General features: G+C 67.3%; 9 protein-coding genes. 1 reads left to right on the forward strand and 8 read right to left on the reverse strand.

Going from position 1 to position 20,707, the window contains the following annotated elements:
* The first annotated feature begins 2 nt into the window (after nucleotides 1–2).
* The gene (locus FE634_RS12180) at nucleotides 3–1,580 is read left to right on the forward strand and encodes an AlbA family DNA-binding domain-containing protein (RefSeq protein ID WP_138876019.1); all 1,578 of its coding nucleotides are present in this window, start codon (nucleotides 3–5) and stop codon (nucleotides 1,578–1,580) included.
* On the opposite strand, the gene FE634_RS12185 is transcribed toward FE634_RS12180, so the two are convergent.
* The 8 genes from FE634_RS12185 to FE634_RS12220 all read right to left on the reverse strand — a co-directional run bounded on the left by FE634_RS12185 (nucleotide 1,577) and on the right by FE634_RS12220 (nucleotide 20,654).
* A complete protein-coding gene (locus tag FE634_RS12185; RefSeq protein WP_138876020.1) occupies nucleotides 1,577–3,046 on the reverse strand; it encodes an AlbA family DNA-binding domain-containing protein in 1,470 nt (489 codons plus the stop codon). The two genes, FE634_RS12180 and FE634_RS12185, sit on opposite strands and share 4 nt — an antisense overlap.
* A 486-nt stretch (nucleotides 3,047–3,532) precedes the next feature.
* Nucleotides 3,533–3,727 (reverse strand): helix-turn-helix transcriptional regulator, encoded by a 195-nt coding sequence (locus FE634_RS12190; protein WP_138876021.1) that lies wholly within the window; start codon nucleotides 3,725–3,727, stop codon nucleotides 3,533–3,535.
* Nucleotides 3,724–3,957, reverse strand: coding sequence for a hypothetical protein (locus tag FE634_RS12195; protein ID WP_138876022.1), 234 nt, complete (start codon nucleotides 3,955–3,957; stop codon nucleotides 3,724–3,726). The genes FE634_RS12190 and FE634_RS12195 overlap by 4 nt, the downstream gene beginning before the upstream one ends.
* A 151-nt stretch (nucleotides 3,958–4,108) precedes the next feature.
* A complete protein-coding gene (gene mobF, locus FE634_RS12200; protein ID WP_262347400.1) occupies nucleotides 4,109–6,817 on the reverse strand; it encodes a MobF family relaxase in 2,709 nt (902 codons plus the stop codon).
* Between the two features lie 1,030 nt (nucleotides 6,818–7,847).
* Nucleotides 7,848–9,098: a hypothetical protein gene (locus FE634_RS12205; protein WP_138876023.1), complete on the reverse strand. Its 1,251-nt coding sequence runs from the start codon at nucleotides 9,096–9,098 to the stop codon at nucleotides 7,848–7,850.
* 227 nt (nucleotides 9,099–9,325) lie between these two features.
* Nucleotides 9,326–12,187, reverse strand: coding sequence for a DNA (cytosine-5-)-methyltransferase (gene dcm, locus FE634_RS12210; RefSeq protein WP_138876024.1), 2,862 nt, complete (start codon nucleotides 12,185–12,187; stop codon nucleotides 9,326–9,328).
* A 140-nt stretch (nucleotides 12,188–12,327) separates the two neighbouring features.
* Nucleotides 12,328–17,814, reverse strand: a complete 5,487-nt coding sequence (locus tag FE634_RS12215; protein WP_148240636.1) for a DEAD/DEAH box helicase — start codon at nucleotides 17,812–17,814, stop codon at nucleotides 12,328–12,330.
* A 98-nt stretch (nucleotides 17,815–17,912) separates the two neighbouring features.
* Nucleotides 17,913–20,654, reverse strand: coding sequence for a hypothetical protein (locus tag FE634_RS12220; protein ID WP_148240637.1), 2,742 nt, complete (start codon nucleotides 20,652–20,654; stop codon nucleotides 17,913–17,915).
* Nucleotides 20,655–20,707: the final 53 nt, after the last annotated feature.

Below are 20,707 nucleotides of genomic sequence, written 5' to 3' on the forward strand. Positions count from 1 at the left end.
CCGTGACAAACGCAGCACAACCCCTGGGTGACGGAGCGGTCGACCTTGAGAAGCTTCAGACACTCCTGGCGCTCGGGTGCGAGTTGGACGAGCTCGACTTCAAGGAGTACCTCGACCTGACCAATCAGAAGGACAAGGTCGAGCTGGTGAAGGACCTGGCCGCCATGCAGTCGATCCCGACCGGCGGCTACGTGATCGTCGGAGTCGACGGCGCCGGCAAGCCGTCGGAGAGATTCGGCAGGCTAGTAGCCGCGGAGTTCGACCCCGCGAACCTGTACAAGATTGCGGCGAACTACCTGCCGACCCTTCAGTTGCGGTCCACTACGCACGAACTGTCCGGCATCACAGTCGCCATCATCCATTCGCTGGCCCCTGACCCGCCGAACATCCCGATTCTCACAAAGGACGGCCAGTACGCCAACGACAACGGCAAGTCGTCCACGGTCTTCGTTGCCGGAGACGTGTTCGTGCGGCGGGGCACCCAGAGCATCCGCTGGACACCTGCCGACGTTCCCGCACTCCTCAAGCCGTGGGAGCAGGCCATCCGTGAAGACGAACGCCGGCACATGAGTGCACGGATCGACGAGGTTCAGGTCGGGACCCGTGGCCGCGACATCGCCCGCGGGCCGCTCGGCACCCTCACGTGGCGGTTGGCAAGCGACGAGTTCGACGCTGCCGTGCTGGAAGCGATGCGCGAGCAGGACGAGATCACCCTCCGGCGACTGTTCCTCGCATTTGGCGCCGACGCCGCCGTCCAACTCCGCACGAAGCAGGGCGACGACTTCGACCTTCTGCTCGACCGACTCATCGCCTCGCTCGCGCTCACGCTCACCTACGGTCAGCAGGGCTGGTTCCGGGAACTGCTCGACGTCCTGGTCGACCTGTATCGATCGGTGCTGGACCCGCTGGGCTCACCGAACCCGCCCAACGAGAACGCGGTCGCAGAGAAGCTGATGTGGCGCATTGTCGTGGGCGTCGAGGCTGTCGGCGGCCTGGCTGTCCGGTTACGCTGCTACTGGGCTATTCGCGCTCTCGCGATGCCGAGCCCGGCACTGTCCAGGCAGATTCGAGAGCCCTCGTGGATCAGGCACGCACTGACCGCGGCGTCCTGGGCGCGTCTGTTGTACACCCAGCCTTCGTCCGAGGACGCTCAGCCGGTCGAGATCGGCGGGCCCACGGTCGCCCTTGCCCGGCAACTCGTCGAGCGCATCCCTGCGCTTCGACCCGATGCCGAAGTCCCTCGCTTCGAGCTCAACACCGCTCCGGAGCCCTTCGATAAGGTGCTGGACTCTCTCACCCAGTTCGACGCCTTGTGGTGCGTGATCGCTGTTGCCGACAGCGGACGCGACAACAACCAATACCCGAGCTTCGCCTCGTTCTACTCGCACAGGTCAGAACCGGCCCTGGAACTTCTCATCACCGACCAAGCGGTACGCGAAGAGCTGCTCGAAGAGCGCGCGGGAGACCTGAAGGACGCCATGGACAAGGTCGTCAGGGTCGCCAGGCAGCTGTCGTTTCAGCAGCGCTACGTCCCTTGGGACCCTTCATCTCCCGTGATCTCGAAGTTCCTGGACAGTTAGGACGCGCCCTCAGCGCCTGGCCGTGGCCGGGGGTGGTGTCGGTAAGCCACGCCGTACTCAGATGCCCACGCCTCGACCGACTGCCGGTGCTCGCCACCCCACTGCCAGCCGATCATCGTGCCGTCGGGATCGATCATGTCGACTTCGGGCAGCCCGAAGTGCTGCAGCACGGCTGACGCGACGTCGTGCGCCGCTGCCATCCGTCCCTGCGTGGTTTCGCACGTGCTGAGGTCGGCGGCAGCGACCGCCTTGATCGGCTGTCGCACCAGACGTGTGCCGGCGGAACGGCGTGAGTCGCCGCCGACGGCGGAGAAGAGCTTCAGGGGTGTCTCGTAGGGGAGCTCAAGCTCTCCGCCTTCGAGAATGCCGGCTTGGATTTCGCAGGTGCCCCACGCTCCGGCCTGATACCCGGCCCAGCTCAACGCCTTGTCGACAAGAATCGTCGCGTCATCGACCAGCTTCTCCAGGTCGATCCGGCCCTCGGTTTCATCCGTGGTGGTATCGAAAGTGACGGGTCTGCTGACGAACACACGGCCGTCGGCGTAGAGCGCCACGTACCCCATACGGGGGTCGGCTTCCTCTTCCTCCTCGCGCGCACTCTGGCCGGTGAAGGTCATCCGTCCCGGTGCGGCGAACCCGGCCCAGGTGAAGTACATGCCTCGGCGCAACGGCGAGGAGAACCCGTAAGAGTTCTGCCAGTCGCTGATGCTCTGAGCAGTGTCCCGGTCCATGCGTGACCCGGCCAGAGACTCGGGAACGGCTGCCGCGTAGACCCACAAGCCCGCAGCGAGGCGAAGCTGGTCGGCGCCGTCTTCGACCAGTTCGTTCATGGCGGCCACCTGGTCGGCCCGTGCCAGCATCCGGCGCCGGTACCGATCAGAAACCTCGGCCTCGTCCATCCACCGGGTGTCGGCGCCGTCGCGCACCGGGAAGTTCAGTGTTCTCCGGTTCGCTCCCGGCCCATCGGTCACAGCGTGCGGACGCAACTCGCTCGGCGGGACGACGACAACGATGTAACTGCCACCAGCGGCCGCAGGAACGGGGACAACCTCAATCCGCGGATTCGGAGCGGTGTAGTTGGCCAAAGCTGCACGCAGACGCTGCTCCAACGCTGCAGGGTCGGACACAGTGGGTTCGCACCTGACGGCAACGTCATCGACCTCGTCGACGCCGATGACAAGCAGGCCCCCACGGTGGTTAGCGAACTGACAGACGTCCTTGGCCCACTCCTGCTCGGGCTTCCAGGTCGGCCGCCGTTGCGTGCTCGCGGGGGCCGTCGCGCCGGGTGCAGAGTTGGCAGAAGCCGGGCCGGTCTCCGGGAGGTGGGGGCGCAGCTTGAAATCGAGGCTCTCGCTCTCGCGTGCACCCTGGGTTACCAGCCCCAGGATTGCTTGCTCGGTCAGGCCCTCAGAGTCGAGTGGGCCACTGAGGATCTGTTCGAGCGAGCGGTCGCGCCAAACTGCCATGCGACAGTTCTACCGACCCTCCGGGTTCGAGGCCAGCGGGTTGGGTTTCGCGACGAGGCGCTTGGGCGACGAGGACGTCTCCCACACGTTCTGCCGGCCCGTTGCCTGCCGAACAATAACGATCCGCTCAAACCACAGCGCCGATTCCTGGGCGGTCGTGCGACGCTACGGCAGTCGTGCGGATGACTGAAGCCATCTTGGCCGGTCGGAATCGGTGATCCAGCTGCCCCATGGATCCAGGAATTGACTATCAGAGCACGGCCTCGCGGGACAGGCCGTCGCGTTGGAGCATGCCAAAAAACTCGCGTGTGGGATTCGACTTCAGTTCCCCAGACCACCGCTGGGTGGTGCGTCATTCTGGGCGGATCGGGTAAGGAGACCGTTGGGGGGCGGGACTAGCCAGGACCGGCCTGCCAGTCGTGGGATCGGCCGATTGCTGATGTCTTCGTGCCTGCCGCCAGTTCACGTTGTTGATAGGCACCTGCGTCAACGGGCCGTGGGGATGCGGCGCAGCGCGGCTTCGAGCTCGTCGAGCCGGAGCCGGATCGAGCGTCGTCCGCACTGGTAGGCGGGGATGGTGCCGTCGCTGATCCGGCGGCGGATGGTGCGGGTCGAGAGTGACATCATCTCGGCGGCCTCCTCAAGGCTGACGTAGACGGGCAGGTCGCGCCTCCTGGTCATCGCGTGCCACCTCGCACCAGACCCGGGGTGGCGGAGTCGAGGAAGCGTCGTGCTTCGGCGACGCTGATGTAGAGACGGCCGCAGCCCTCGAATCGTGCCCATCGAGGTCCGACGCCGCGTCGACGCCAGTCGCGCACGGTGCGTTGCGGGGTGTGGATGAGGGTGCAGAAGTCCTCGAAGGTGAGAAGGGCGTGGTCGTGCCATTCCTCGGGGATGTGGATCTGGTCCATGGTGTCCTCCGGTTCGGCGAGGACGGTCGCGTCGGTCGAGTCCGGCGCGTTCTGCGGTTGGCGGCAGATGTCCTCTCACTGGTCACCAAGGGAAAAAATCGCCCTTTGGGCGATCACCTCGCCCAAACTCGTCACCGATCGATATGACTCGTCACCGCTGGCGGCCTCGGCTGAGGACTGCTGGTGCCGGCAGTGTGAGGTGCTCGGGCCGGCGGTGGTGGGACCAGACGTCATCGAGCTCGCGAGGCGTGCTGGGTGCCTGTGCGCCGTACCGGTCGATGTCCTCTGTCGCGGTCTGGGCGGCGTGGGTGGGGCCGAGATCGGCGCGGTCGCGGCTGAACACCTCGACCCACTGCTCGCGTGCCTCGTCGAGGCTGTCGGCGACGAGGTGGGCGGTGTTGCTGTGTCGGCCGCGGGTCATGCCGACGTAGGCCGAGGCGGCGCCGGTGGTCTCGCCGATGAGCAGGTGGGCGTGGTCGACGGTGTCGCCCTGGGCGCCGTGCACGGTGGTGGCGAAGGCGAGCTCGACGTGGCGGCTGGCGTACTCGGCGGGCAGCGTCCGCTCACCCCCGCGCCCGCGGATGTGCAGCGACCCGTCGTTGCCCACGGCCGCGACCGTCCAGGTGTCGCGGTTGGCGACGCCCAGGTCACGGTCGTTGCGACGCGTCGCGACCCGGTCTTCACGACTGACCTGCTCCCCTGCGTCGGTGGTCAGCGTCCGACCGGCAGCGGGCTCGCCTGTACGGCGCTGGTCGCGAATGGCGGCGTTGAGCAGGCCCACCTGCTCGCGGGTGTCGGCGATGAGCAGGGGCGCGGATGTCGGGTCTGTGACTGCGGTGGCGGTGACGGCCGCGAGGCGCTCGACCTCGGTCGGGTGGATGACGATCTGGCCGCGGTCGAGGAGCGTGTCGAAGACCTCCCCGCTGCGCTCGCCCGCACGCATCTGGAGGGTCAGCTCGGCGTAGGTGTCGTCGACGAACCGGTGGACGGTGTCGAGCTCGACGCGGGCCTCGTCCGGCGCCCATCGGATCGCGAGGTCGAACGCACCGCCGCGGCCGACGGCTGGCAGCTGGTGGCGGTCGCCCACGAGCGCGACGCGGGCGCCGGACTCGTCGGCGACGACCAGGAGGGCGTGCATGACGTCCTGGTCGAGCATGCCGGCCTCGTCGACGAGGAGGACGTCGCCGGGCAGGAGCCGCGCGGGCGTGCCGCGCACATCGAGCTCGGCGGCCTCGACGCGGCGCCAGCGTCCGTTGTCGTCCCAGCGGAAGCCGTGCTGGTGCACGAGCCAGGCAGCCGAGAACGCGTCGCAGCCGACCTGCTCCCCCGCTACCTGCGCGGCCTTGAGTGTCGGGGTGACGACGAGCAACCGGCTGCCGTCGACCTTGAGCCCGTCGCTCGCCGCGGCGAGCGTTGTGGTCTTGCCGGTGCCGGCGGCGCCCTCGACGACGACCAGGTGCGCGGTGCCCAGCAGTGCGGCGACGACGCCACGCTGGCCGTCGTCGAGCTCGCGCCGTGCGACGACCCGTCCGACCCTGGCCGGCGTGGCCGGACGCTCGGCCCGGTCGACGAGGCGGGTGACGATGTCGGACTCGACCGCGAGCACGCGGTCGGAGGTCAGCGCGCGCACGTGGTCGGGGACGTCGTCGCGCTGCAGGAGCGGACGGGACGCGGCGACCGCTCGGGCAGTGAGGTCCTCGGTGAGCTCGCGGCGTGTGGCGCCGTCGGCAACGACTCCGACGTTGGCGACGATGCGCTCGCACTCGCCGCGCAGGTCGGCGGCGTTCCAGCTGGACCGCCGTGCCCCGAGCCGGACCAGTGCGAGCTCGACGACGGCGTCGCGGCGGATGCGGGCGATGGGGGTCGAGGCCCGAGCCGCCGTAGTGGTGTCGGTGGGCGGGGTCGGTGGGCGGAATCCGAGGTCGTGCAGCTCTTCGCGCCACCGCTGTGCGAGGTCGGCGCCGGACTCGGGCACGACCTTGTCCGGGCGGGCGTCGGCCCAGGCGCGGCGGTCCCACGAGCGTCGCTGGTGGGGTCCGGGCTCCTGACCGGGGTTGGCCGTGCGCCACGCTGCCTCGTACGTGTCGACGTTGCGGTTGATCTGTGCGGCGCGTGCGCTGAACCGGCCGGCGTACGGCGTCAGCTCGGCGATCTCGCCACTGCTGGCGTCGAGCGTGTAGCCGTGCCCGGCGAGCGTGCGGCGGAACTGCGGGTCGGACGCGACGGCGGCGTGGCCGATCCCGTTGATTGCCTCGATGCTGTCCACGACGCCGACCGAGTGCAGTCCGCGCCATGCGCCGAGGGCGTAGGCCCGCGCGTTGATCTGCAGGTGGAGGTGTCGGTGCGGGTCGCCGGCGCGGGAGGTGTGGTGCCGTACGACGGCCGCCTCGAGTCGCTCGACCGGCACCTGCACCTGCCGACCTCGCGGCCCGACACGCGTCGTGGCGTGGTCGGCGACCCAGCCGATGATCTCGGCGGCGGCCCGTTCCTGTGCGGCGTCGTACGCCTCGGCGATCGCTGGGTGGATCGCGGCCGCGAGCGACCACGTCTTCGGACCGTTGACCACGACCTCGACGAACCGCAGCCCGCGCTCGTCGGTGCGGAGCCGACCCTTCGCGGCGCCGGTCTCGACGTCGTAGCCGGCGACCCACCGCTCGTAGCCGTCACCGTCGAGCGTCGCGGCCATCACGACACCGACTGCCTCGTCGCCGGCCGACGGTGTCGCGACGTAGTGAGCGGCGAGGCCGGTGCCTTCGGCGAGGTAGTAGTCGTCGACGCGCGAGCGGTCGGCCTCGACGTAGGAGCGGGCGGCAGCGGCGGCGCCGCGGTAAAACTTCACTCCCCCGTGCACGCCGCTCACCCGCCCGTCACTGCTCGTCACTTAGCCTTGAAATGACGCTCGGCCCGCCCCAGGAGGGACAGGCCGTGCCGATCGATCTACGGAACTTCGTAGCATGCGTGCCGCAGAGTTCCTAGAGGCTCAGAGGCCCTACGAGGCTTGGGTTCTCGAGTTCGTCACTCGCCGTCACTGGCCGAGGGATGTTCGCCGGTTCCTGAGCCTCCGTGCGGTCGAGACGCCTAGCGTTCTCTCGTGATGGAAGATGCCGTTCTCAACGAGAAGCGGATGCGTCTGCGGTACACCGGTACGTGCCGGTTGTGTGCGTGCGAGCTCCCGCAGTGGAGCTGCCGCGGTCTACGAGAAGTCCGGAAAGACGGTCTGGTGCGTGGCCTGTTCTGAGTCTGATGCCACCCAAGAAGTTGGCCCGGTCCCGGGAGAATCGACCCACGGCCAAGGTCGACTTGGCGTGCCCGGGGGCGCCGGCTCGACGTGAGAACGAGCGTTGAGCGGCCCGTCGCGAGGAGCAGATCCGGACTGAGCACAAGCGGCTCGGCGGTTTGATCCTGGCGTGTCGGACGACCCGCAGTCGACCCGAGCTTGGGACACCGGGGCCATCGGCGAGGAGCGGTTGGGTGCGCGGCTCAACGAGCTCGCCGGCGACTCGCTGCTGGGCCTAGGCCTTGCGCGGTCCTGAATTGGCCATCGGGCGCCGGGTTCGCTGCATTGATCGTTGACATCTGATCTGCGTGGACTAGTCGCGCACTACCAATACCTTTGCAAAGGCTGCTGCGAGTTTGACAGAGGACTGGCCCAAAGACTTTCGTCAGGTGCTCAATGCAATCGAGGCACGCCTGTCGAATGCGCCGCGCCTGCTCGACCTCCCACCCCTGTAGGCCGTACTTTTCACTTAGTGATCTCCTGGGGCGGCGCTGACCTAGGACTACGCATCGTCGTGGCAACAACTTCGCAAGCGGTTTCCAAAGGGGACCTCGGTATGGCCGTAGTCGACGACCTCGGTCTTGATCGCGGCCCGCCTCCGCTGAACCTGGATCTAGTGCGGCAGCCCAACGCTGAGCAGGGCGTTCTGACTAGCAACTGCCTTATCTACGTTCAAGCTGTACTTCGCCGAACGTGGAGTTTCGCCGTCGTACTGCTTCCAGTTCTCCTGGAAACCCTTGACGACGCCGGAAGCCGCGGCCTCGCGCCATTCCGACTGACTCTGGAAGTAGAAGAAGTCGACTCGGCTCGGAGTGAAGGCGGACTTGATACGGCTCGACCTGTCCTTCTTGCGCTCCTTTTTGCGTCTCGAACTGCTGGGATATAGAGCCTTCTGCTCGTCCAGCCAGGGCTTCGCCCATGGCTCAAACTCAGCGTCGCCCGTCAGGACGACGAACCCCAGGCCTCCCTGGTCTAGCGCCCAGTGCGTAGCCACTGCGTCGTTGAGAGGCGCGATGGCGCCGTGGTCAGAGTGCGTTTTGAAGTCCCAGATGTGGCTGGCTGAAAAATCGAACGTTGCTGTCGGTGACTTGATTGGCCTGCCTCCGATCGCGCCAAAGCATGGCGGCAACGCGATGTGCTCGAAGTACCACCCCACCCACTGCGACTGCCGCCACTGACGCGCTTCCTCTAGCCGCATTTGCGTGACGGCTTCCTTCAGACCGAACCGGGGGTATCGCCGCAGAACAGACGAGATGACGTCCGCCATTCTGCGTGCCTCGTCGAGCGGACTCGCTAGCACGTCCGACTTGCTGATTTGCCTTTCTGCCCCGTGGAGCAGGGTGTTGAGGCCAACGAGAGTGACGGTCTCACCGCTGGAATAGCACGCTTCGCCCCAGGGCTCCGACAAACGGCGCGCAAGAAGACCTGCCAGTTCGATCTTCCGGAGACTCAGGACTTGGCCGTTCAGTTCGAGGGCCTTCGCGAGGCTATCGAGGACGGACTTGCGCTCCTTACTACCTGGACCAAGAACCTCAACGCCCCCGCCGGCGAGTGCACTGAGACGGTTCACGGCCTCCAGCTTGCTCAAGGCAGGGATGAACCCGTCGGCCAGTACCTCGCGGTCGTCTACTTCCCATGCTTCGTCGTCGGTCTCAGACGGTGCGGTCGCCTGGTGCGAGGTGATGACGTTCAAGGCCTCGAGATGTTGCCCCAGAATCGTGGCACGCGCGATCTGTCCACCGGCGGCAAGACGGTCGACGTAGCGAGCCGGGTCGAGCAGGTTGATACCGGCGTAGGCCAGGTGCCACCGCTGTTCGGCCTCGACCCAAAACTCGATCCGCGCCAGGAAGGGCACCGACTTCACGGTTGAGGCTCGCAGCGCGTGAGGATGTTGCTTCGCATGCTGACCATCGTTCCTTGCTGTGCTGATTCTGAGAAGGCTGCAGCACCAAGCAGCCAGATCGTTGGCCGTTGCGACGCGGGATGGTGTCGCGAGGTCTCACAGCGCGCGATGGGTATCGGTCCATTACTGGAGAGGGCTACGCGGGGCGCACGTCGGTCATATCGATCCAGCCCCGCAGTTTGCAGGTCTCACTTCGCTGTCCACTGGCGACCGGATGCCAGGATCGACCCGGTGCGAGCGCGCTCGAGGTTCATGTGGAACTTGTCCTCACGCGCGCTGCCTTCACTTCCGTCGCCCTTAGGCGCCTGTCTGCCTTGCGGTCGTGCGGCGAGCTGACCGGAGGCGACTGCCTCGTCGAGCCGCAGTGTGTCAGCGACCCAGAACGCCTCGAGCCGTAGCGGGGTGAAACCGGACTTGCGCTGTCGCGACTGTCCGGAGTTGGACAAGGCCGGTAGACGCCCACTGCCCTGGGCCTTGAAAGAGCGGTGCCAACGGACGAACTCCCCGCTCTCATCCATGACAGCGCTGCCGCTGAGGACAAGGAACCCCAGGCCCTGCTCTGACACGCATTCACGAACGGCGCTGACGTCATTGAGGATGGCAACAGGCCTTTCTACCTGCTCCCTTCTACTGTCGGCGAACACCTTCACCTCGGTGTGTGCCTTGAGATCCCACGGGTGGTTGAGGGAGTAGTCGAATGTGGTGCGGCCGTACTGCAGGCGCACGGCCTGGCGGCTTGGGGGGAAAGCGGCGTTGAGGAGTTCGCGTCCGCGGGCCTCGAAGAACCAGCCCTGCCATTCGTTGTCGTTGGCGCCGCGCAGGTTGTTGTCTCTCAGCCATTCGACGGTCTCGCGGGCGTCCCAGGTTGCTGCGCTCCAGCCGTCGTGGAGGGCTGCAGCCAGGGCTGCGCCTTCTGCAGCGGGGTCGGCTAGGAGATCCGCGGCGGTGGTGCCGAGACGGTCAAGGCGTCGCTCAGCTCCGGCCAGGATGGTATTCAGCCCGATCAGCGAGATGGTCTCGCCGGTTGAGTAACAGGTGTCGTTCCACCCGACGTCGAGAGCCTCGGCGATGGATCGTCCGAGTCTGGTCTTGCTGGAGCGGTCCAGGCGCGCCTCTGGCAGCAGCGCGTCGGCCAGGTTGAGGAGGACACTCTTGTGCTCCTTGCTCCCCGGTCCTAGCCACTCCGGTGGCGCGCTGGTGAGGCGGGCGATCCGCGTCACGGCCTCGATCTTTGATACTGCCGGCTCGAAGGCTGACCAACCTGCGCCGGTGAGGGTCGTCGGTGGAACCTGTGGGACGCGGCCTAAGGCGCGGCGCTGGTATGCCTGCGAGGCCCCTTCGAGAAGTGCGTTCAGCCCGGCCAGGGTGACCTTGTTCTTGATGGTGTGCGCGTCGGGGTCCCAGTCGACGTCAAGGGCATGCGCGAGTTGCTGGCCCATCACTGCGTTGGTCCGCACGACGTCGACATCGAGACCTAGCGCGTCGCGTAGGGCGACCAGCGCGCGCTTCTCGCCGCGCCCGGCAGGTGGTGCGCCGGTGAGCCCGAAGATCCGTGCAGTGGCCTCTCCGGTGGTGCCTGCTGGCACGAAGTACGGGGTGTCGCGGAAAGCGGGGTCGCGCCTCGAGCGACGAACGGCCGCGGGCATCGCAGTCGATGAGATGTCGCGTCTGGATGGTGGTGTGCTCGCGGCCGGGGGTGGACCCGGCTGATGCTGGTGGTCGGGCGAGCCTGGCGCTGCTCTGACGGAATCGAGGATCCGGCTTCCCTCAGGGGTTCGACGCAGCAGATCCGCGTCGCGATCGACGTGCTCGCGCATGGCATGCCAGACCGCACCGACAGAGACTGCATTGCCGAGCTGCTTGTATGAGGCGCTGTCGCGCTGCGAGCCGAAGGTGAACGAGTCTGCGAAGCCCATTAAGCGGGCGCCTTCGCGAGGAGTCAGCCGGCGGCGCTGGGGCCCGTAGATCGAGGTCTGAGTGATCGCGACGAGCGCCGGCACGTAGGTCGGCGGCTTCGCTCGAATTCCTGAAGGACGCATGTGCATGACGGTGTCCCACAGACTCGCCGTGTCCTGCGCCTGCCACTCGAGCTTGCGCCTTGAGGCCGGGAACCGCTCGCCGTAGACCGACCACCGCCGGGCCCAGCCGTCGATCCAGTGCCGGTTGGCGCTGTAGAGGTCATAGTTCTTGGCCAAGTTCGAGGCCTTCCATTCCGGCAGGCCTGGCTCCAGTTCCTTTAGTCGTGCGAGTGCGGCGTCGACGTCGTCATTTCGTAGGTCGAGCCAGGAGTCTGCCCAGATCGGAAACCCAGGGATGCGGCCTCCATTTCGTGCGCGGTAGGACCGGACCCAGTCGTCCCACGCCGAGATCCAGTGGCTCTCCATCTCGGTAAGCTGATACCGAGGATCCTGGACGTCGGGGACCAGGTAGTCGGTGAGTCTCCACTCGATGCCACGTGCGCCGGGACCCACGTTGCTAGGGATTGGGTCCGGCCCAAGTCCGTCGAGAACGTCCTGTCCTCCTACATAGGTGGCGGTGAGGAATGCCCGCTCCCGCACCTGAGGCCGACCGCCGCGTCCCGGTGAGAGGCAGTGCGGCGAGATGACCGCGGGCCTGTCGCTGACCCAGTAGCCGGCACCGCGCAGTGAAGCGATGATCGTGTGCCACTCATGGACATGTCGGGGACCGATGAGGTTCCGGACGTTCTCCAGGAGCACGACCGCCGGCTTGTGTGTCTCGACGACCTTCATGATGTTCCAGAAGAGCGTCCCGCGCGCCTCGTCCATGCCTCGGTTACCGCCGGTCTTCGAGAACGGCTGGCAGGGGAAGCCGGCTGCGAGGACATCGTGGGGCGGGACAACCATCTGCGCATCGCTGGCGTCGTACGTGATGTCGCCCAGCGGGTTAAGGCCCCAGTTCCGCTCGTAGATGGCGGCGGCGTTCGCATCGATCTCGATCGCGTAGGCGCATTGGCCTCCTAGCGCTGTCAGGGCTGCGTGAAAGCCGCCGATGCCGGCGAAGAGGTCGACGAAGGTGAACTGTCTACTCACGTGTTCGTTGTCCTTTCGAAAGGCCGCGATCCCGTTCGGTGGTCGACTTGGAGGTTGGGCTGGCTGTGCCGGGGATGGCGGGCCAAGGGAGTGCTCGTGGCACTTGTGGGACGGGTAGTTGGTTGGGGTCGCATTAAGCCTCAGTCCAGCAGGGCGGATGCGACGGTGCCGGGCTGGCGGATGAGGTCGAACGTGGTGGCGATTCGGTGTCCCGGGGAGTGCTGCTGCATGGCGGTCTGGCGTGGGCTCGAGGCTGTCTGGGCGACCTCGAATGGGTGCAGGAATGTCAGGACGGTGCCACTGGTGCTGCGCAGTGAGGTGATGGGTGCGTCTAGAAGCTCGAAGCCGAAGTCGGCAGCGAGCGCAGATGCGACTCTGTCGTCTCGCTGGCGGTGTTTGTCGAAGTCGGGGGTGCGACCGTGCAGGAGGTCGATCATGTCCACGGCCAGGCGCCAGTCCAGTACTGGGTGCCAGCGGCTGTTGGTGTAGTCGCGCAGGCACGAGTAGCAGCTGGAGTCGCAGGGCCGTTGGCCGTGCTCAGGCAGGGCCTCGGCTAGGCGCGCGGTCCGGGCGAGGAGCTCGTCCATGTCGCGACCCAGTCGGCTGGCATAGCCGGCGCCGTTCTCGAGCGAGTCGGCCAGGAAGAGCTCGGCGTGGACCTCGCCGTTCTTGACGGTGGGGTGGACGCCGACCTCGATCTCGTCGGGTCCGATGTCGAGCCAGCGGACTGCGGCGCCCTTCATGAGGTAGCCCAGGGAGGCCCAGGCACCGCGCCCCACGGGCGAGCGTGGGTCGATTCGAATTCCTGCGTCCTGGTGCTTGATGCCGATCGTAAGCACGTCGGTTCGTCGGCGGGCGGCCAGTGCGACGGGCGAACCCGCGGCGGTGCCGATCTGGACGTCGAGGTTGGCCTTCCTTGCTCGGTCTGCGTCGGTGGCGAGACCAACCTCGATGAGGCCGGCATCGTTCGAGACGACGCCTTGGTAGGTCCTGGTCGCTGGCGCAAACTGGTAGAGGGCTCCTGCGTTGTCGTTGACGGCGACGACCTCGGCGTTGACGGAGCGGTACTCGGCGTTGTGGATGTGGGCACCGGGCATGTCAGGCAGTGCGGCTCGAGGCTGCGAGGCCCGGGAGGTGGGGTCTGAGAGCTGCTCGTAGTCACGCGGCCGGAAGCTTGTCCGATACCCGACGGGCTGGGCGATCGTGACCTGCGCATACAGGGGGTCGGGTGCTCCGCAGGTCGGGCACTGTGGTGTCAGTGCTGCCTGGTCGAGTGCGATGTGCGTGCACACCGAGCACATGCCGGCAACGTCGGTGTCGCCGAGCGGGTCGTCTCCTTGGCCCCATGAGCCGTTCGTGCGTCGGTAGTAGTCGACGACGCCGACCGCGGTGTGGATGGCCTTGTCCTTGACGATTTCTGAGCCGGGCGCGAACTCGGAGATCGCGATGTCGGCGTCACGGTCCAGCGTGCTGGGCTCCTGTGCGGTCCGCGGCGGGGCTGTGTAGAGGACCTTGACCTGGGTCGGGAACCCGAACATGGGCAGTATTCCGGCCGCGGAGAGTGTGTCGGACAGGGCTGGGTGTCGACCGGTCGCAGCCGCGGTCGTGATGTGGTCAGCGAGATCGGACTGGGCGTAGGTGATGAGGTCCTGCACGGTGGTGCTGCCGCGCGTCGAGGCCAGGATCGCTTGTGCGATGCCGTCCAGGACGGCGGTGTTGGCCCGCAACCAGGCCCGGGCTGACGTGCTGACTGCTGGGTTGAGGTTCCAGTCGTCGACGGTGCCGAACTGGCCGTGAACCGAGCGTCCGGGATCGAACCCCGGGACCTGGATCGCGATGACGCGGAACATATCGACCAGGACCGATGCGGTGAACGACCGGAGAAGGATCGGCTCGCTGCGGGTGTCGAGGAACGGCTGCGGCGGTGCGTCTCCGGTGATGGCGGCCGGGTTGGCGAAGTAGTGCTCGTCGTGGCTGCGTGCTCCACGGCATACGGTCAGTGCGATCGCGAGGCGGTCGCCGCGACGACCTGCTCGTCCCACGCGCTGCTGGTAGTTAAATCGCTGTGGCGGCATGTTGGCCATCACGACGCCTCGTAGCGCGCCGATGTCGACGCCGGCCTCCATGGTGGTGGTGACTGAGAGGACGTCGATGCCGTCGACGATCTCGACCTCGGACTCGTCGAGGAAGACGTCTTGGAACTGGGCTTGTCGCGACTGCGCCTCCAGCGGGTCGGTCTGGCCGCTGAGCTCCTCGCAGTGCAGGCGGCTGATCCCGTTGGGCTGAGCAGCGAGCCAGGCGTAGTAGTTGGAGATGCCACCAGAGTCGGCAACAGACTCGGCAGCAGACTCAGCGTCTGGGTCCGCGCTAGGCGCCCCGTGCGCGGCCTTTGCTGGTCCAGCCGTGGATTCGGCTGACAGCCCCGCGTCGCTGTCCGGCTGCGTTGGCAGGGTCTCGATCTCGAGCTGCTTGCCGCACGCTACGCAGCACCCGGCTGATGGGTGCATGTGGCGTGTGCGGCATGACGTGCATCGCCAGATCTGGCTGCTCTGTGCGACCTGGATGCGAACCTGATCGGGCAGGAGGCGGAAGCCGGTGCTGGCGTCGGCGCGCAGGTGGCTGCCCAGGCTGGCCAGGACGCTGTCTGCGGCGGGCCCGCTGTTGCGGGTGACGACGTGCTCTGCGTACTCCTTCAAGGTGGAGGGCCAGCCGCCGGCGGCCTCGCCGATCCAGATGATCCGCCGAGACCGCAGCAGGATGCGAAGTGCCGAGCAGGCGAACTCCTGGGCTACCTCGTCGCTCCATCCCATGACGCGGAACGGCAGGTCCGGTCGGGCGTGAGCGAGTCCGAGCGACTCGATGTCTCGGTCTCCAGGTGCGAAGGCGGTGCGCACGATCTGCTGGCCCAAGTGGCTTCGCATGCCATCGACCAGCTGGCGCTGGCCGGCGTCGAGTGCGGCTCCGCGCTCCTTTGGGGGCTTGCTCGTCCAGGCAAAGCAGGTCTTCCAGTGTCGCTTCGCGGCGTCCTTGGTCACCTGCTTCGACTTCGCCGGTCCAGCCAGGTTCACTCCGAGTGTGAGCAGTCTCGGCTCAAGAGATCCCGCGAGGTCGACCAGGGTCGGTGAGCCTGCCAGCTGCTTGTCGACACGTGCGATAGCAGCCAGCTCCTCATCGTCGAGGTCGTCTCCAGCGTTGCGCATCAGGTAGGCAGCAGCGGCTGCGGCGTCCCTTGCCCTCAGGCCACGCCAGGCGGTCTTGGCCTGCTCGGTGCGCTCCCCGGCAAGGAAGGCGTCGATGCCCGCTCGCTCAGAGTCCGCGCCGGTGACCTGGTCGAGCACGAGGGCGCGGACAAGGTCGAGGTAGTGCGCCAGCTCGAGGTTAGCTGCAACGCGCGCGGCGCCCTGCCGGCTGTCAGAGAAGGTGACCAGGCGCGATTCGAGGCCGCGCTTCAACGATCCGGTCAGGACCTGGTTCGCGCGATCGAAACCGACGCCCTGAGTCCGGATCGGCGAGCGCGAGCGCTGCGCGTCCTCGGGCTTCCCGAGCCAGGTCCGCTCTTGATCATCGCCGCATGAGGGGCACTGGGTCGGCATGGCGGGCATCCGCCCGACGGCATCGGCGACGTTGGTGCAGCGGATGTCGAAGACGTACCCGGTTGCTCCGGCCGGTCGTGCGATGATCGCCCCGGTCCCTGGCCGGTAGACGGTACGGCGAAACGCCATCGTGTAGGACGGCGCCTGGGAGTCGTTGGCACCCTTGCGGCCGATGCGTGTCCATGGCCGCAGGATGACCGGCGTCCGGCTGGTAGGCCAGTAGACCCGGTAGGTGCTGGCGTTGCGCGCTCCGCTAGATCGGTCCGGGACGCTGCCGAGGTCGCTGGATGTGGAGATGAGGTACTCGCCATGATGGGTGCGGGCGACGAACCCGCCGAGCATGGACTCGCCGCACGACTCGCAGTAGAGAAGCTCGAGCACGCGGCTGCCGCAGTCGCAGGTGAATCGAGGCGCCGGGTAGATCCGGCCGACACGTCGTTCCACAGAGCGGAACTGGGGCTCGACGACGCTGCACTCAGGGTCTGAACAGGCCCACAGTCCCTGAAGGGTGCGGAAGAAGTAGTGGGCTCGGAGGCGCGGCTCGGGGTCCTTGATCTGGTGCAGGTGCTCAAGCAGCCCGGTCATCGCGGCGGCGGCACCTTCCGCGTCGAGGCTGGGGAACAAGGCGGCCGCTACGTCGCTGACGGCAGCCGGCTTGATCCCGTGTGGCGTCGAGAGTGCTGAGCGCAGTGCCGTGGCGATGAGCTCACCGTCTGGAAGCAGCGCACCGGTCGCGCTGTCAGTCGGACTGGGGATGCCGGTCATGTCGGCATCGTCAGGACTCGTCAGGAGGCCGGTGTAGGAGTCGAGGTTGGTCGGGGCGGGTGTGTCCTGTGCAGCGTTGATGAACGTGAAACGGCGGCTGTCGCGTCCGAACAGCTCGGTCAGGAAGCGGCGCCCGGTGTCGTCGTCTGAGATGGATGCGGAGGTTCCGATGATTGAGAGCTGGTCGGGTCGGTCCAGGAGGTCGAGGCGGTGCATCAGGCGGCGAAGGAGCAGTGCGACCTCGGTGCCGGCGGTCCCGCGGTACATGTGGAGCTCGTCGACGACGAGGGTGAACACGTTGCGCTCGTCTTGGAGCCAGTCGCGGGTCTGCTGAAAGATCGGGGCTTCGTCGTCGCGACCCAGCGCGATGGCGAGCATGCTGTAGTTGGTGATGAGGATGTCGGGTGCCGTGGCCTGCATGTCCCATCGGCTGCGCATCTCGGCGCCGTCGGTCGAGGGCAGGAAGTACCGCATGGTGGCGTCGAGCTGGTCGTCGTTCTTGATGCGGTCGATGAGGCGGCGGTGTCGTTGGTCGGTCTCGCGCATGAGCTGGCGCAGCAGCCTGACGCGGCCCTCGGCTGCGGTCTGCCTGGTCCCGGGTACCGGGGTGCGGCCGGTGTAACGGCCGAAGTAGAACCGCTCGCCGTTGGTGTTGGCGTCGTACCACGCTCGAGCGGCCGGGGAGTCCAGCGCTTCACGTAGTCGGACGAGCTGGTCCTCGACGAGCGCGTTCATGGGGTACATCAGCAGGGCGCGCACCGCTGCGGGTCGCTCGGTCGTGCTCGAGCGGCGCTGGGGCACGAACGCGTTCGAGCCTTCCCACCACCGGGTGTCCGATGGTGGCTGTGGCGCCCAGCGGTCGCTTTCCTGGACCAGTCTGGTGATGACGGGCAGCAGGAACGACTCGGTCTTGCCCGACCCGGTGCCGGTTCCGACGACGACGTCGTGCCCGGTCAGGGAGGCACGCAGTGAGTCGCTCTGGTGCTGGTAGGGACGTTCGCGGGGCATGACACCCGCAGTGAGCAGCTCGAGCGCACTCGACGCGTACAGGTCGTCGAGCGTCTGCTTCAAAGTCTCGACGGCCTGGGGGTAGGTCGGCATGACCTCCACGTACGGCTCGGACAGCGCGATACCGGGAGTGCGGAGCAACTGTTCGCGCTCTTGTGCCAGCGCATCGTCTCGCAACTCGTAGGCGGTGTTGTAGAAGCGCATGAAGTCGTCGCCGAGACTGGCGTACAGGTGCTGCAGGGTAGCGCCGTTGCTGGTCATAAGGCTCGTTCTCTCTCGGCTGTAGGTAGATCTCTGCGAGTGCACAGGGCCCGAGCCAGTGCGTTCGGCCCGTGATTCAGGGGTCAGTGGAGCAGGGGTCAGTGGAGCAGGGGGCGACCGAGGATCCTGCCGACCTGCTCGGCCGTGTCGTAGTCAATGTTGCGATAGGTGTGGTGGGTGCCTCGGTCAAGGGCGGTGCCGGCCGGCGGCTCGCCTGGTGTCGGCAGGAGCCCGGTTCTCAAGGTGAGGGCGCGACGGATGGGCCACGGAAGGCCGAGCTGGGTGGAGGCATCGAGTGCGCGGGCTCCTGTGTGGTGGACCAGGCGCCGGAGCTGCTCGGATGTTGCCTGCTGGCGGGCGTCGTCGAGCCAGACTCCGATGGACCGGGTGACGGCGAGCAGGGGCGCGTCAGGCGTCGCGCGCCAGGCGTACTGGTCACCGCGGACCAGCCGGTACCGGTACAGGCCGGGTGCGCTGTCGTGGCTGACCGGTGACCAGTCGGTGGTGCCGCTCAGTGAGAGGCGGCGCCGTTCGATGTCCTGCGCGGGCGAGGCAGTCAGGTGGATGGCGCTGTTGCTGATCTCGGCTGCGGCCGGCAGGGAGGCCAGGATCCGACTTGCCGGGTCCGCGGTGGTGTGCACGCCGAGGGCGGCAAGTCCGTCGAGGGCGTCGGGTGTGTGTGCGGTGTCGAGCTCGAGGTAGATGGCCGTCGGAGCCGCCGGCAGGTCGTCAATGGTCTGCACCCGGCGGTGGATGGTCCACAGGCCGGTGGCGTGTGCGACCGCTTCATTGGCGTCCTCGTCGTCCACGATGCGCTCGAGCAGTCGTGGTGGACGTGCGCCTGCCAGCAGGAGCAGTCCGCTGCTCGCGGGGAGCTCGATCAGGCATGCGGGTGCTGCGTTGATGCGGTGTCGTGACCAGTCGGGCTCGATGAACCCGAGGTCGCTGAGACGGCTGATGGCCAGTCTGCTGCGGTCGGCGATGCTGGTCAGCCCGTAGCGCTCACAGGCCCAGGACCATGCCTGAGCGAACGAAGCCATGCTTGCTGAGGCGCTTCTGCGCTCGCAGAGCCAGCCGAGGACGTCGTCGTAGGGGTTTTGGGCCCAGGCGTCGCTGAGGACATCGTCGCGAGGGTCGAAGACCGCCGGGGCGGGCGCGCTGGTGATTGCGGCGGGCGTCCTTGTGCCTGATTGGCTCGGCTGTCGGCCCGGCTGTCGGCCTACGTGGCTCCCGACGCGTCCGGCATCTGAAGGCTGCCGTCCGCCCACTGGGGCAGACCGGGCCTGCTGCAGGGCCAGGCTAAGGAGCCGTCGTCGTGCGGCGTCTGCGCTCGGATCGGCCTGCCAGGTGGCTGAGGCGACGGCGCCGACGAGATCGGTGGCGGGCATCCACGGAACCTGTCCGGGCATCAGAACCGCATCGGACGGGATCTCCACCGCGATGCAGCGTGCAGCGCGTGCCGCGTACTCGATGAACAGGACGGGGCGAGGGTCCATGCTCCTCACGGTGCGAAGCACGTCCACGGTTGCGGCGCGCAGCCCGATCTCGCCAAGCCATGGCTCGGTGTCGGGGAAGACCTCAACGAGTGATCCGTCCTCGCGAAGCACGAGAGCTCGTCGATTCGGCCACACACGGCTTCGCAGCATGCGAAGGCTGCTGGCTCCGGTGGCCTGGCGTGGAGGAGGAAGGCGGATGCGCCCGGCCTCGCCTTGAGGAACGAGAGTGGTGGCAAGCGCACCGCTGGCTCGCAGCACAGGCGTGACTGACGTCGTCTGCGTGACATTGGCAGGCTGCGGGGCGAGAGCATCAAGCACGCTGGACCAGCGCCCACCGCTGTCGGGCGTCTCTCGAATGTGGGCCACGGTGCTGAACGTGACCGTGCGCCCAGCCTCGTCGAGGACCTCGTGGTCGCCTGGATCAAGGTAGAGGTCGGCCAGGCGGATCGTCACAGCCCGCCCCGATGACCCTCTCGACTCGACAGAGCCAGCACGCACGCTGGCTGCGACCGCGACGGCTGCCTCCTCTGATGCAGTCTCGTGGCCCGGATCGGCTGCACTGGCTTGGGGATCACCAGGACCGTCCCCGGCGCCGACGACGGTGGCCTGGTCGCCGGGCCCAACGTCACTCGGCCCAAGGTCGCTCGGACCCAGGCCGCTCTGCTCAAGGACGCTCGACTCGATCTGATCATTGAGAGTCTGGCGTGATGGCTCGGGTCGGTGAGGACGGTGGATCTCGCGGCCGTCGAGAATGATGGTCGCGGTGTCGGGAGCGACGATGTCTGGCTCTCCGCCGGTCAGGTACAGGCGCCCTTCGAGCTGAAGTCCGCCATCGAGCGCCAGCGGGCTGCTGGCTGCGATGGCGAGGCTTCCAAGTCCCAGAGCGCGCAGCTCGGCGGAGTCTGCGGTGGGACGGACGGCCCGGATCCAGGTCCATCCGGAGACCTCTGACCCGACTGGCACCGTGTTCAAAGGGGCCTGGTCAGCGAGTGCCTCGGTGACCCGTGCGATCAGGTCGTCGCGGACGAGGACGGTGTAGCTGCGTGCCGCCGTGCTGCCTCTGACCTGGACGAGTGCACCGAGCAATGGGTCCTCGTGCAGGACGACGGCGGACGTCGGCGCCAGCCGCAGGGTCAGGCCGGGGCGCAGCGCCCAGGACTCACCTCGACTGAGCAGGGCACTGGCGGACTCGGCTGTCGGGATCGGCACGCGCAGGTCTGCGCCGGAGAGCTCGTACTCCTCGCCTGCGACGTGGATGGTGGAGCCCCATAGACGCTCGTCGACCTCAAGGCAGCCGCCGAACGCGCGGTCCCACTGGTCGTACATCAGCGTCGCACGCAGCATCCCCGCTGCTCGCGCCCGGGGCCCGCGGGCTATGCGTTGCGAGGCGGTCGGCC

This window comes from Nocardioides sp. S-1144 (assembly GCF_005954645.2).
GTDB lineage: Bacteria > Actinomycetota > Actinomycetes > Propionibacteriales > Nocardioidaceae > Nocardioides > Nocardioides dongxiaopingii.